We start from the raw sequence: 13,440 nt of genomic DNA on the forward strand, positions 1-13,440 counted from the left end.
CCACGCTAGTTGCCGTACGGTGCGCAGCACTCGATTCAAGGGTGGCACTTTGCTACCCCAAAATGCCCGGCCAGTAGGCGTTTCAAAGGGTTTCCCAGCCGCGACCGATGCAATCCGAAGTGGTAACATGCGCCCCCACAAACGCTTGCGAGCCGCACAAAAGTTGCAAGATCACGCGCTCAGAAAAACATCGAAAGTACTGCGCCAAAGCCTCTGACCAGCATTGTGCAAGGCCCACCATCAGCAATACTTCAGTGGCTTCCCTAACTATGTTCCCACGCTTGAAGACTACTTTGCGTTGCGTCTCCCGCACTGCCCTGCTGCGCTGGGCAACGGCCGGGCTGTGGGTGGCCTCGCTGGGGGCCAATGTGGCGCTGTACCTGGCCAGCCAGGCGATCCCGGCCAGCTTGCTGCTGCTGCAACTGGCCGCCACGGTGGGCGCCGCCGTGCAGCTGGGCCTGGGCGCCAGGTCGATCAGCCTGCGCCCGGCAGAGCTGGCCGAGCGCATGCTCAAGGTGCAGGAAGATGAACGCCAGCACCTGAGCCGGGAGCTGCACGACGACATCGGCCAGTCGCTCACCGCCGCCAAGCTGCAATTGCAATGGCTGCAACGGCGCATGCCCGACGAACTGCAAGGCCACTGCGACGCCCTGCGCAACACCCTGGATGACACCCTGGGCAACGTGCGCGACGTATCCGCCCTGCTCAACCCCCGGCAGCTGGCCAGCCTTGGCCTGGAACCCAGCCTGCGCGCCCATCTGGTACGTACCCTGGCCAGCTCCAGCGTGCATTGGAGCCTGGCTTGCAACCAGCGCCTGGGCGGCATTGACGAGGCTGTGGCCATGGCCGTGTTCCGTATCACCCAGGAGGCGGTTACCAACATGCTGCGTCACGCCAAGGCACACAACCTGGTCATCCGCCTGCAGCGCACGCCCGAGGGGCTGGCGTTGGCGATCCACGACGATGGCGTCGGCTTTGTGCCCGCTCGCCACCCGGCCGAGGCTGGCCAGCGCGGCCTGGCCGGCATGCAGGAGCGGGTAACCGCGCTGCAGGGTAGCCTCGACATCACCAGCCAGCCTGGCCTCGGCACGCAGATCGAGGCGGTGTTTCCATGGCCGCCGCGCACCCAGCAACGCGCCCGGAGTAGTGCCGCCCATGACCTATAGACTGCTGCTGGTAGACGATCACTCGCTGATCCGCGCCGGGGTGCGCGCGCTGGTCTGCGACATCCCGGGCTATGAAGTGATCGGTGAAGCCGACGATGGCAGCCAGCTGCTGGACCAGGTTCGCACGCTGGCGCCTGACATTGTCTTGCTGGACATCTCGATGCGTTCGACCAGCGGCCTGGATGCCCTCACTCACCTGCGGGCCAGCGGCAACACCTGCAAGGTGCTGATCCTTTCGATGCATACCGACCCGGACCTGATCATGCGCGCTCTGGAAAGCGGTGCCCACGGCTATTTGCTCAAGGACACCAGCGCCACCGAACTGGAGCAAGCACTGGTGGCAGTGCGCAACGGCGAGCGCTACCTAAGCCCGGCCATCGCCCACACGGTCATCAACCAGGCACTGCGGCACTCCAGGCAGGGCAAGCCAGTGGCCGGCGAACGGCACACACTGACTGCGCGGCAGCTGGAAATCCTGCGCCTCATCGTGCGGGGTAAATCGACCCGGGAAATCGCTGCGGGCCTGAGCCTTTCAATCAAGACCGTGGAAACCCACCGCTCGCAGATCATGAAGCGCCTGCAGATTCATGACGTGGCAGGCCTGGTGCTGTTCGCCGTGCGCGAAAAGATCATCAGCCTGGACGACTGAGCAACGGCGACCCGGCCGGCAAGTGCAGGCGCAACGCTGCGGGCCGGGCCTGAAAGCGCAGGTTGTCAGCCTGCAAGGGTTCGCCATCGAGGTTGATATCCAGCCCCTGAGAGCTCTTGATCTCGACCCAAGGCAACCTCGCCCGGACGAAAAGGCCATCGCCAGCCAACAGGTCGCGTAACGCCCCGACCACCTCTTGCGGTGCAGGGAGGATGGCGATATCCAGCAAGCCGTCGTTGACCACCGCCTCGGGGCACAGCACTTGCCCTCCGCCAGCCTGGCGGCCATTACCGATACCCAGCGCCAGCAGTGGCCCCTGCCAGTGAAATTCCGGCCCTTGCAGCTCTACCGACGCGGCCTGCAGTTCACTGAAGCGCGACAAGCCGGTGAACAGGTAGGCAGCAGCACCCAGCACTTTCTTCAGGTCTTCGGAGGTATTGGCCGTGACCTGGCTGCCAAAGCCGCCCGTGGCCATGTTCAGGAACAGTTGGTCGCCGGCCTGCCCCAGGTCTATCGGCTGCGGGTCGACATTCAGCAGGGCCAGCGCCGAAGCTGGCTCCAGGGGGATGCCGGCAGCCTTGGCGAAATCGTTGGCCGTGCCCAGCGGCAGCAAGACCAGGCTGGCATCGGTACCCGCCTGGCCCATGGCCTCGGCCACATCACGCAACGTGCCATCGCCACCACCGGCGACGATATGCGTGTAGCCCGCCGCCAGCGCCTCGGCCACCAGGCGCTGGGCGTCACCCGCCTCCCAGGTAACCCGCACATCGAGCACCCAGCCGCTGTCGCGCAGGTCGCTCACGGCACTGCGCAACTCTTCGTTCATTGCCTGCTTGCCATGCAGGACCAGCATTGCCTTGCGCTCTTGCATGTGCGCGTCTCCGTGAAGTTGGCCAACCCCTATCTCGACCACAGGCATACAGGGATCGTTGCATGCGCCCCAAAAAACAGGGTCTCCGGGCTCAGGAAAATGCTGGCATTTTTCACACGGCCGGCAATGCGCGGCTATGCTCTGCTAATGAACCTTTGACAAGTTTTTGACCTGAGCAGGGAATCAACTCAGGCGAGTCAGCCTTTTGACTTTCCGATGCCCAGGCCTGCCTCGATCTTAGCCATGGACGCGCCTCCCGGCAGTGTTGCCTGAACACTGCCGCGGGCGCGTCTTGCCATCTGCTGCCGTCAATGAGGATTCCGGGTCATGCGCATTCTCTGGACACTGCCTTACCTGCCCTGGCCAACCACCAGCGGCAGCAAGACCCGGCAATACCACCTGATGCGTGCACTGGCCCAGCGCGGCCACCGGATTACCTTGCTGGTGCAGTCGAAAATCCCCCTCAACGACAGTGCGCGCGATGCCTTGGAACCGTTGCTCGAGCGCTTGATCGTTGTGCCGCGGCGGCCGCTGCACAGCCCGCTCAACCTGCTCGCGTCTCCGATCATCGACTACCCCATGCGGGCAATCATCAACGGCTTGTCGCCTTGCCTGCGGCACCGCTTCGAACAACTGCTGGACGAACCTTGGGACGTGATCCAGATCGAGCACAGCTACAGTTTCCAACCTTTCGAAAAGGCCCTGCAGGCCCGCAGTGTGCCCTACATGCTCAGCGAGCACACCCTGGAGTCGGTCATGGGTGGCGCCTGCCACGACCGCCTGCCGCTGTGGCTACGACCGCTCAACGCATTCGACCGCTGGCGCTACCGGCGCTGGGAGCACCGCGTGCTGCGCCAGCCCACCGAGCTGGTGGCAGTGAGTGCCCACGATGCCGAGCTGATTGCGCAGATCAGCGGGCGCCCGGTCAACGTGGTGGTCAATGGCGTGGACTGTGATTTCTATCAGCACGTACAACCTGCACTGCACAGCCAGCGCCTGTTGTTTGTCGGCAATTTTGAGTATGGCGCCAACCTGGAGGCCATAGAATGGGCGCTGGAAGATATCATGCCGCAAGTGTGGATGAGCAACCCTGCGGTTCGCCTGGCCATTGCCGGGCATGCCATGCCGGCCAGCTGGAAACTGCACTGGAACGACCCGCGCATCGAATGGTTTGGTTACCGCCCGGACCTGCGAGAGCTGCAACGGCGCTCGGCACTGTTCTTCGCCCCACTGCGCTACGCCGGTGGCTCTAAGGTGAAGATTCTCGAAGCGATGGCTGCCGGCTTGCCGGTGATCACCACCGGCAAAGGCGTTTCAGGCCTGGCTGCGAACAATGGCGAGCACTACCTGGGCAGTGATGATGGTGACCAACTGGCGTTGCTGATCACCCAACTGCTTAACCAGCCTTGGCGCATGAGCCAGTTGAGCGATGCCGGTCGCCAGTTCGCCCGCCAGCGTCACGACTGGAGCGTAGCCGCCCAGCAGCTGGAAAACGTGCACATGCGCCTGACCCAGACAGCGCCGGCCGAAGCCGCACCGCTGGGTGGTTCCTGGCTAGGCCGCTCAGCCAAGTAGCTCGCTGAAAGGGATGAAGGGGACGCTGTCGCCCGGTTTCGGCGTACTGCCTTCGCGCACTTCCACCAGCCCTTCGGCCCAGGCTGCGCTACGCAACACACCCGAGCTCTGGTTCTTGTAGATGCGCACCTGGCCCTGCTCGATGCGCGCACGCAAGTATTCGCGGCGCGTACCAGGCTTGGGCCAGTCAAAACCCGCCGGCATGTCGAAACGCAGGGGGGTCACATCGGCCACCCCCTGGCGCCGCAACAGGTACGGACGGGTCAGCAGGCCGAAGGTAACCAGGGTCGACGCTGGGTTACCCGGCAGGCCGATCACCGGCACACCCTGGAAGTGGCCAAAGGTCAGCGGCTTGCCCGGCTTGATCGCCAGCTTCCACAACGCCAGCTCACCGGCTTCGCGCAGGGCAGCCCCAAGGTAGTCGGCCTCGCCCACCGAAACCCCGCCGGTGGAGAGGATCAGGTCGACATCGCCCAACCCGGCCAGGCACGCGCGGGTGCGCGCCAGGTCATCGGGCAGGATCCCTGCGTCAACCACGTCGCAACCCAGCCGCTGCAACCAGCTGACCAGCAACCGGCGGTTGCTGTTGTAGATTTGCCCGGGGCCCAGCGGCAGGCCAGGCTCGACCAGTTCGTCACCTGTGGACAGCACCGCTACCTTCACCTTGCGCACCACGTCCAGGCTGCCATGCCCCAGGGTCGCAGCCAGGCCCAGTTCGATCGGGCCAAGGCGGGTGCCCGCGTTCATCACCTGTTCACCCTTGCGGGTTTCCTGGCCTTGTGGGCGAATGTTCTGTTCAGCCTGCAGCGCTTCAAGGAAGCGCACCCGGCCATCCTCGAGTACTTCGGTGTTTTCCTGCATCTCGACGCAGTCGGCACCTTCCGGCACGGGTGCACCGGTAAAGATCCGCGCACAAGTGCCCGGCTGCAGCGGCTGCGGCGCATGGCCGGCGAAAACCCGCTGGCTGACCTGCAGCGGCTCGCCGTGCCAGTCGGCCAGGCGCAACGCATAACCGTCCATGGCGCTGTTCGGCCAGGGCGGCAGGTCGAGCGAGGCCATCAGGTCGCAGGCCAACACGCGGCCTTCGGCCGCCGCCAGTGGCACGTTCTCGGTCTCCCGGATCGGTGCGGCCTCGGCCAACGCCAGCAGTTGCTCCAGGGCCTGCTCCACCGGCATCAGTGGCCGGGCCTGGCGGACCTCAGCCACGGCTGTCGCAGGCCGCTGCCTGCTTCAGGTGCGCCACGAAGTTGCACGGGCGATGGCGGGCGTCGAGCTGCTCGGCGAGGATACCGTCCCAACCGGTACGTACTGCATTGGTCGAGCCCGGCAGGCAGCACACCAGGGTGCCGTTGGCCAGCCCGGCGAGGGCTCGCGACTGCACCGTGGAGGTACCGATGTCGGGTACCGAAATCTGCCGGAACAGCTCACCAAAGCCGTCCACCTGCTTGTCCAGCAGGCAGGCCACGGCCTCGGGGGTGCTGTCGCGGCCGGTAAAACCAGTACCCCCCGTAATCAGCACCACCTGCACGGTGTCGTCGGCGATCCAGGTAGCGACCTGAGCGCGAATCTTGTACAAGTCGTCCTTGAGCAGCACGCGTTCGGCCAAACGGTGGCCGGCTGCGCTCAAGCGGTCGACGAACATCTGGCCGGAAGTGTCGGTGTCGAAAGTGCGGGTGTCGCTGACCGTGAGCACGGCGATGTTCAGCGGCACGAAGGGGGTATCTGCCTTGGCTTTCATGGGTGTCGGTCACCAGAAGATGGATGGCCGCAGTTATATCACAGCGCACCTTTTACCGCGTTGCGGCCGTCGGGGTTGCGCTGGGTCAAGAGCATGGATTTGTCGCTATGCTGCACTTGGAATGAACTTGCACTAACGTCTCGCGTCATAAATGTCATCCAGCACCATCGCACTTGGAGAAACACGATGATCAAACGGACCCTTCCTGCCTTTTTGCTCGCTTTGGGCCTGGGCGCTCTTGCCGGCTGCTCGACCCCAACCGTCATCACCCTCAACGATGGCCGCGAGATCCAGGCAACGGATAAACCGTCCTACGACGAAGACTCCGGCTTCTATGAATTCGAGCAACTGGATGGCAAGCGCACGCGCTTGAACAAGGACCAGATCCGCACCGTCAAGGAGCTCTGACCCGCGCCCCGTTTGGCAATCACCCTTTAAACAACAAGGGCTTGCCGGCCAAAACGGGATGCAGTAGGATTTTCTTCATCGGAGTGTAGCGCAGCCAGGTAGCGCGTCTCGTTCGGGACGAGAAGGCCGCAGGTTCGAATCCTGTCTCTCCGACCAGATCCTGCTCAATCAGCCCGCCTTGTGCGGGCTTTTTGTTGTCTCCGGGAAATGCATCAGCCGAGGTGCGGGCCTTGCCTCAGGCGCTTTGCGGCCCACCTCGACACCAGGCTCTGCCGGGGTCCGTGATGGGCCTGCAATCGCTTAAGCGGTCAGGCGCGAGGTCACTTCGCCCAGTTGCCCCGACAAGCCATGCAAACGCTGGCCGGCCTGTTCGGTATGCTGTACCGCTTCCTGGTTGGCCGTGGCGATACGGGTAATTTCGATCAGGTTGCGGGAAATGTCTTCGGCCACGCTGGTCTGCTCTTCGGCCGCCGTGGCGATCTGCCGGTTCATGTCGCGGATTGCTTCCACGGCCAGGGTAATGCGCTGCAGCATCTGCCCGGCCTGCTCGACCTGTTCAGCCCCTTCCTGGCTGCGCTGCTGGCCACTTTCGATGGCCTTGACCGCTTCCACCGCTCCCGACTGCACTGCTTCGATGATCTGGTGAATCTCGGCAATCGAGGCTGCCGTACGTTGGGCCAGGCTACGCACTTCATCTGCGACCACCGCGAACCCGCGCCCGGCTTCGCCGGCACGGGCCGCTTCGATGGCTGCGTTGAGCGCCAGCAGGTTGGTCTGCTCGGCAATGCCGCGGATCACTTCCAGTACTTTGCCAATGCGCGTGCTGTCATGCTCCAGGTCGCGGATCACCGCCGCCGTGCCGGCAATCTCGCGGTTGACCAGGCCAATGATGTCGATGGTTTGCTGCATCACCTGCTCGCCAGCCTGGGCGCTGTGGTCGGCGTCGTCCGCCGCGCGCGCAGCTTCGGCGGCGTGACGGGCGACTTCCTGGGCGGTGGCGGACATTTCGTGCATGGCCGTGGCCACCTGGTCGGTACGCTGGAACTGGTCGTGGGTGCCACGGGCCATGTCACCGGCAATGCTGCGCAACTGCCCACTGGCGCCTTCCAGTTCCTGGGCGTTGTCCTGCAGCCGGCCAACGGTGTCGGCCAGGAAGTCACGCAAGGTATTGGCTGCCCGCGCCAGGCGCCCCAGCTCGTCCTCGCGACGGCTGTCGACCCGCGCGGCAAAACGGCCCTGGCTGAGCTGCGCAACGTACTCGATCAACTGGCGAATCGGCTCGATCAGGTTACGGTTGAGCAGCCACAGGCTGAGCAGTCCCACCAGCAGCGCCGACGCCAGCATCACCAGCACGCCCAGCCAGACCGTGCGCTCGGCACTGGCACTGATGCTGGCTGCACGCTGGCGGGCATCGCCACGCAATTGCTCGACCAGTTCGCTCATCTGCTCACTGGCGGCGCGGTCCACCCCCTTCACTGCCTGGTCGCCGGCTACCGGGTCGCCCCCCGCAGCGATAAACGCCTGGCGGCCCTGCTCATAGGCACGGCCCAACTGCTGGTGGCTGTCACGCAATTGCTGCAGCGGCGCCTTGAGGCTGGCGTCGCTGCTGTCGATCAACTGCCCCAGCAGCTGTTGCACCTGTTGCTCACGCGCCTGGAACTGCTGCCAGTACTTGTCCAGCTCGGCCGGCTGGCGCCCGCGCAGCAGCACGTTCTTCCATTCCTGGACCTGGATCTTGAACTGCAGGTTGGCTTCGTCGATCAATTGCGAAGCCCGCAGAGGCCCGTCGACCAGCTCGGCATAACCGCGCACGCTGGACGACAGGAACTGGAAACACACCAGGGCGATCAGCAGCATCGCCACCAGGCTGCCACCGAGCAGCGAGAGAATTTGCACTCTGAGGGATTTACGCAACATCGAGGGTCTCGGAACCAGAGGGGAAGGCTGAGGCCGCTGGGCGGCCCCCATGACTGGCAGGCCAAAAAAAAGCTGCCATCAAGCAATGGCAGCCAGGTCGAGCACTTACGCAACAGTTGGGGCAGATACTCTCAAGCAATTGCTACAGAAATATTACAAAGCCACGACATCCTAGCCACTGGTGAACTGCAAAGCCGCCAGCCGTGCATACAGCGGGCTGTCTTCGATCAACTGACGGTGGGTACCCACTGCCACCAGCCGGCCCTGGTCGATGACCGCGATGCGTTCGGCATGCTGTACGGTGGCCAGGCGATGGGCGATGACCAGCGTGGTACGCCCGGCCATCAGGCTGGGTAATGCTTGCTGGATCAGGTATTCGCTTTGCGCGTCGAGTGCGCTGGTGGCTTCGTCCAGCAACAGGATCGGCGCATCGACCAGCAAGGCCCGGGCAATCGCAAGGCGCTGACGCTGGCCACCGGACAGGCCTATGCCGCCCTCCCCCAGCGGTGTCTGGTAGCCCTGCGGTAATTGCCGGATGAATTCGTCGGCATGGGCACCGCGGGCCGCAGCTTCGACTTCGGCCAATGTCGCGGCGGGCCGGCCATAGCGGATGTTGGCCTCGACGGTGCCACGAAACAGCGCGGGGTTCTGGGCAACGAGGGCGAACTGTTGGCGCAGCTGGTCCGGGTGCAGTTCGGTCAGCGGCTGGCCATCGAGCAGGATGCGCCCTTGCTGAGGGTCGTAAAAGCGCAGCAACAGGTCGAACAAGGTCGACTTGCCTGCCCCAGAAGGGCCTACCAAGGCAACGGTCTGCCCGGGTTCGATGGCCAGGCTCAGACCGTCGACCGCCGCCACCGTGGGCCGTGACGGATAGGCGAACACCACCTCCTCAAGTTCGATACGCCCGCGGGCCCGCTGCTGGGGCAGCACCTGTGCAGCGGCGGGAGGCAAGATGGCACTGCGCGCCGCCAGCAGTTCGGCAATGCGCTCGGCGGCGCCCGCGGCACGCTGCAGCTCGCCGATCACCTCGCTGAGGGTGCCGAAGGCGCTGCCGACAATCAGGCTGTAAAACACGAATGCCGCCAGCTCGCCTGCGGAAATCCGCCCAGCGATCACATCCATGCCACCGACCCACAGCATCACCCCCACGGCGCCCAGCACCAACACGATCACCAGGGTGATCAGCCAGGCACGCTGGGCGATCCGCTTGCGCGCCACATCAAATGCCGCTTCGACCGTACCGGCAAACAGTTGGCGGTCGTGCGCCTGGTGGTTGTAGGCCTGCACGGTCTTGATCTGCCCAAGGGTCTCAGCCACATAGCTGCCCACATCGGCAACCCGGTCCTGGCTCTGCCGCGACAGGCTGCGGACCCGGCGCCCGAACAGCAAAATCGGCGCCAGCACCAGTGGCAATGCCACGACCACAATGCTGGTGAGCTTGGGATTGGTGATGAACAGCAGCACCACACCGCCGATGACCATCAACGCATTGCGCAAGAACATCGACAGCGACGAACCAATGACCGATTGCAGCAGGGTGGTGTCTGCCGTCAGCCGCGACTGGATCTCCGAGCTGCGGTTGTCTTCGAAAAAGCCCGGATGCAGGCCGATCAGGTGGTCGAACACGGCACGCCGGATGTCCGCCACGCAGCGCTCGCCAATCCACGACACCAGGTAGAAGCGGCTGAAGGTGCCCACCGCCAGGGCCAGCACCAGCAGCAGGAACAGCCCGATAGTCTGGTTGAGCTGGTGTGCGGAGCGGGTCATGAAGCCTTGGTCTACCAACAGGCGGATGCCCTGGCCCATCGACAGGGTGATGGCAGCAGTCACCACCAGCGCCAGCAAGGCCAGCAGCACCTGCCTGCGGTATGGGCGAACGAACTGCCAGGCCAGGCGCAAGGCGCGGCGTTGACGCGGGGAAACCGATTCGGGCATGACGACGACCACAGTGGTGGAGAAGCCGCAGACTACCACTCATCAGCGCCCGGGGAACGCTCGCTGGCTGCTATAGCCTATTGATCTAACCAGGCTCTGGAGCTTTCACCGCGTTTCTGTTGGACTGGTACTGCCGTGATACGGGCATCGTCACAGGCCAGTCACGGTGCAAGGCTACCCTGAGCTTCCACCTGATGAGGAGACCATGCATGAGCTTGCAGCATAGCAGCGACAACCAGCAGCCCCGGCCGACCCCGCAACCACAGGTGTGCGGTTCGATCATCGACGCCCAGGGGCGCGAGGTACCGATCACCGAGCAGATGATCCAGCAGGCGTGCAAAGCCCTGGAACAAAGCCGGGCCGAGCGTGTACGCAAAGGTTGATCGGCGAATTCCTTGTAACCCGGCGCTTGCGCCGGGTTTTTATTTGCCTGGATACGGTGCTATCAGACCACTACCCCACCCAGGGCACTGACCAGTTGCGCCAGCTGCGGCGACTCGCCACGCAGGCGCACTGCCAAGCCCTCGATCTCGCGCCGCGGCGGGTATTGCTTGCGCAACTGGTCGAACGCCGCGCGCTGTTGCTGCGGGTCATCGCTCAGGCTGCGGCGGAAGTCGGCATCATCGCGACGCGGGTCGTAGACGGCGCGGCATAGCGTAGCCAAGGCCCAGGCCGGGTCGGCAGCAGCATCCAGCTCAATTTGCGCCAGCGGCGGTCGCGGGAGAAGGTCGGCCAGTTGTACCTGCTCGTCCACCTCCAGGAAGCGGCACAGCGCCTGGTAGATCTGCGCCGTACCGCGCTGGCGGCCATCGAGGCTATAGCCGGCGATGTGCGGCGAAGCCAGTGTGCACAGGTCGGCCAGTTGCAGGTCGACTTGCGGCTCGCCTTCCCACACATCCAGCACCGCATGTACGTCTTCACGGTCCAGCAGCAGCTCGCGCAGGGCGGCGTTGTCCACCACCGGGCCACGGCTGGCATTGACCAGCCAGGCACCCGGGCGCAACTGCTTCAGTTGCGCCTGGCCCAGCAGGTGCCAGGTCGGGTGCTCGCCGCCACGTTGCAATGGGGTATGCAGACTGATCACATCGCACTGCTGGAGGATGGTTTCGAGGCTGACATAGTCACCGCCCTCGGCGGCCTGACGCAGCGGGTCGCACACCAGCACTTTCCAGCCCAGGCCGTGCAGCACCCGCACCAGGCGGCCCCCTACCTCACCTGCCCCGACCACACCGTAAACACGCTGGGGCAGCGCCACGCCGTCCAGCTCGGCCAGGGTCAGCAGACTGCCCAGCACATAGTCGACCACGCCACGGGCGTTGCAGCCTGGTGCGCTGCTCCAGCGGATGCCGGCTTCGGCAAAGTAGTCCAGGTCGAGGTGATCGGTACCGATGGTGCAAGTGCCGACGAAGCGTACGCGGCTACCTTCGAGCAATTGCCGGTCGACCTTGGTTACCGAGCGCACCAGCAGGATATCGGCGTCCTTGACGCTGTCGGCATCGAGACTTCGGCCGGGGTAGCGGCGTATTTCACCGAAACCCTGGAAGAAGGCATCGAGCAGCGGGATGTTCTCGTCGGCAACTATCAGCATGGCGCTCTCCTGTCTGGGGAACGCAGTGTAGGCGCAACGTCGGGCGTGTTCCAGAGCGCTTCAGTCGGCTTTCTTGCGGATCCAGTAAAGGAAGGTGCCGGCGTCCTCTTGCTGTTGCAGCAGTTCGTGACCGAGGAAGTTGCAGAATTTGGGGATATCGCGACGGGTCGACGGGTCGGTGGCGATGACCTTGAGCAGGCCGCCGGCGGCCAGATTGCGTACGTGCTGGTGCAGCATCATGACGGGTTCCGGGCAGTTCAGGCCGGTGGCATCGAGGATGGCGTCGGGGGTGAAATCGGTCATGGGGAGCTCCGAAAATGATCGCTATTGTCGCGCATAGCGCCACGCGGTCCAAGGGGGGTCAGAGGCATGCGCTCAGTTGTGTGTGAACGTTGAGACCGAGCGCCGCGCGGGCGGCGCTGGTTCTCAATCCAAACCACACATGCAAGCCATCTACCCGAAACGCTCAACGTGCCTTCAAATCGAGCCGCCGTAGGTGGCACGTCACTTCTTCACGGTCGTGATACAGCTGCTTGCAAGCAATCGAAACCCGAATCTTGCGCGCCTTGAACGTCGCCTCCATACGATCGAGCAACCGCCGCACCTCGGCATAACGCTGCTTCATCGGCAACTTCAGGTTGACCACCGCCTCGCGGCACAGCCCCTCACCCAGCCAGGTTTCAATCAGCGAGGTGGTACGCGCCGGCTTTTCAACGATATCGCACACCATCCAGTCCACCGGCTGCTTCGGCTGCCATGTAAAGCCATCGGCCATCAGGTGCTGCACCAGCCCGGTATCCATCAGGCTCTCGGCCATCGGCCCGTTGTCGATGGCCGTCACCAGCATGCCGCGCCGCACCAGCTGGTAGGTCCAGCCACCCGGCGAAGCCCCGAGGTCGACGCCAGTCATGTCATCCCCCAGGCGCTGGTCCCACTGTTCACGCGGAATGAACTGGTGCCAGGCCTCTTCCAGCTTGAGGGTCGAACGGCTGGGTGCTTCTCGAGGGAATTTCAGCCGCGGGATGCCCATCGGCCACAGCGCGCTGTTGTTGACAGGGGCAATACCGGCAAATACCCGCCGGCCGCTGATGAAGGTGAGCAGCAGGCGGGGGCGGCTGGTGTCGTCAACCAGGCGGCCGGCCTTTTCTAGGGCCTTGCGCAGCGGCACTTCGAACTTGCGGCAGAAGGTGGACAACTCCTTGCCCTCGTTGCTGTCCAGCACCTCCAGCCACAAGCTGCCGAACACCGGCAAGTCGGCCAGGTGTGCCAGCAGGACACTGATACGGTCGCTTTCCGGCAGCTCGACAAATCCACCACGGGCCCACTGCCGCGGGAAAATCAGCTGGTTGAAACGCAGCTCCCCCATCAAGCGCTCGGCACCGCCCTCCTCGCTGCAGACAAACTCGGCACTGGCACTTTGCGGCTTGCCTTTGGCATAGCCAGCAACACCCAGGCGGGCGGCGTGTTCGCTGATTTCAGCGCAAACCTCACCCTCGAAACCGGGCCGGCAATGCATGAACAGGGTATTCATCTCTCACTCCACTACGGCTGGCGCGCAACAGGCGCCGGCAGGGCGGCGATGATAAAGGAAGT

The 13,440-nt window shown here is 64.1% G+C and carries 13 protein-coding genes, 1 tRNA gene and 1 pseudogene; 6 read left to right on the forward strand and 9 right to left on the reverse strand.

The genetic code is table 11. The annotated features are described in order from the left end of the window. Positions 1–269 precede the first annotated feature (269 nt). Complete coding sequence (locus OO258_RS12990) at positions 270–1,166, forward strand: sensor histidine kinase (RefSeq protein ID WP_266030993.1); 897 nt, start codon at positions 270–272, stop codon at positions 1,164–1,166. Then, positions 1,156–1,815 carry a response regulator gene (locus tag OO258_RS12995; protein ID WP_266030877.1) on the forward strand — a complete coding sequence of 220 codons (660 nt, stop codon included), beginning with the start codon at positions 1,156–1,158 and terminating at the stop codon, positions 1,813–1,815. The genes OO258_RS12990 and OO258_RS12995 overlap by 11 nt, the downstream gene beginning before the upstream one ends. Here OO258_RS12995 and yegS read toward each other — a convergent pair. Beyond that, positions 1,799–2,686: a lipid kinase YegS gene (yegS, locus tag OO258_RS13000; RefSeq protein ID WP_266030879.1), complete on the reverse strand. Its 888-nt coding sequence runs from the start codon at positions 2,684–2,686 to the stop codon at positions 1,799–1,801. The genes OO258_RS12995 and yegS overlap by 17 nt on opposite strands. A gap of 327 nt (positions 2,687–3,013) precedes the next feature. On the opposite strand from yegS, the gene OO258_RS13005 reads away from it, so the two are divergent. Continuing rightward, positions 3,014–4,261, forward strand: coding sequence for a glycosyltransferase family 4 protein (locus OO258_RS13005; protein WP_266030882.1), 1,248 nt, complete (start codon positions 3,014–3,016; stop codon positions 4,259–4,261). Here the strand turns inward: OO258_RS13005 and glp are convergent. Both glp and moaB read right to left on the reverse strand, forming a co-directional pair. Beyond that, positions 4,250–5,437 carry a gephyrin-like molybdotransferase Glp gene (gene glp, locus OO258_RS13010; RefSeq protein WP_266030995.1) on the reverse strand — a complete coding sequence of 396 codons (1,188 nt, stop codon included), beginning with the start codon at positions 5,435–5,437 and terminating at the stop codon, positions 4,250–4,252. The genes OO258_RS13005 and glp overlap by 12 nt on opposite strands. A 22-nt stretch (positions 5,438–5,459) precedes the next feature. Beyond that, positions 5,460–5,999: a molybdenum cofactor biosynthesis protein B gene (gene moaB / locus OO258_RS13015; protein ID WP_110745809.1), complete on the reverse strand. Its 540-nt coding sequence runs from the start codon at positions 5,997–5,999 to the stop codon at positions 5,460–5,462. A 186-nt stretch (positions 6,000–6,185) separates the two neighbouring features. On the opposite strand from moaB, the gene OO258_RS13020 reads away from it, so the two are divergent. Beyond that, the gene (locus OO258_RS13020; protein WP_003248738.1) at positions 6,186–6,407 is read left to right on the forward strand and encodes a YgdI/YgdR family lipoprotein; all 222 of its coding nucleotides are present in this window, start codon (positions 6,186–6,188) and stop codon (positions 6,405–6,407) included. A 79-nt stretch (positions 6,408–6,486) separates the two neighbouring features. After that, positions 6,487–6,563: transfer RNA gene (locus tag OO258_RS13025), tRNA-Pro, on the forward strand. Positions 6,564–6,707: 144 nt separating this feature from the next. Here OO258_RS13025 and OO258_RS27680 read toward each other — a convergent pair. From OO258_RS27680 to OO258_RS13035, 3 genes and pseudogenes are all read right to left on the reverse strand, one after another. After that, positions 6,708–7,475 (reverse strand): methyl-accepting chemotaxis protein, encoded by a 768-nt coding sequence (locus OO258_RS27680; protein WP_416309208.1) that lies wholly within the window; start codon positions 7,473–7,475, stop codon positions 6,708–6,710. A 165-nt stretch (positions 7,476–7,640) separates the two neighbouring features. Then, positions 7,641–8,375, reverse strand: a pseudogene (locus OO258_RS27685) (methyl-accepting chemotaxis protein); the annotation flags it as partial. Between the two features lie 120 nt (positions 8,376–8,495). After that, a complete protein-coding gene (locus OO258_RS13035; protein ID WP_266030888.1) occupies positions 8,496–10,259 on the reverse strand; it encodes an ABC transporter transmembrane domain-containing protein in 1,764 nt (587 codons plus the stop codon). A 209-nt stretch (positions 10,260–10,468) separates the two neighbouring features. Between OO258_RS13035 and OO258_RS13040 the strand changes: the two genes are divergently transcribed. Next, positions 10,469–10,642 (forward strand): PA1571 family protein, encoded by a 174-nt coding sequence (locus OO258_RS13040; RefSeq protein WP_177410763.1) that lies wholly within the window; start codon positions 10,469–10,471, stop codon positions 10,640–10,642. 62 nt (positions 10,643–10,704) lie between these two features. Here OO258_RS13040 and pdxB read toward each other — a convergent pair whose 3' ends face one another. The 3 genes from pdxB to rlmM form a co-directional block, all read right to left on the reverse strand. Further along, entirely contained in the window at positions 10,705–11,847 is a 1,143-nt protein-coding gene (pdxB, locus tag OO258_RS13045; RefSeq protein WP_266030891.1) for a 4-phosphoerythronate dehydrogenase PdxB, read from the reverse strand. A gap of 60 nt (positions 11,848–11,907) precedes the next feature. Beyond that, a complete protein-coding gene (gene tusA / locus OO258_RS13050) occupies positions 11,908–12,150 on the reverse strand; it encodes a sulfurtransferase TusA (RefSeq protein WP_003248727.1) in 243 nt (80 codons plus the stop codon). Between the two features lie 163 nt (positions 12,151–12,313). Further along, positions 12,314–13,378, reverse strand: a complete 1,065-nt coding sequence (rlmM, locus tag OO258_RS13055; protein ID WP_266030893.1) for a 23S rRNA (cytidine(2498)-2'-O)-methyltransferase RlmM — start codon at positions 13,376–13,378, stop codon at positions 12,314–12,316. Positions 13,379–13,440 lie beyond the last annotated feature (62 nt).

This window comes from Pseudomonas sp. DCB_BI, assembly GCF_026240995.1.
Lineage (GTDB): Bacteria > Pseudomonadota > Gammaproteobacteria > Pseudomonadales > Pseudomonadaceae > Aquipseudomonas.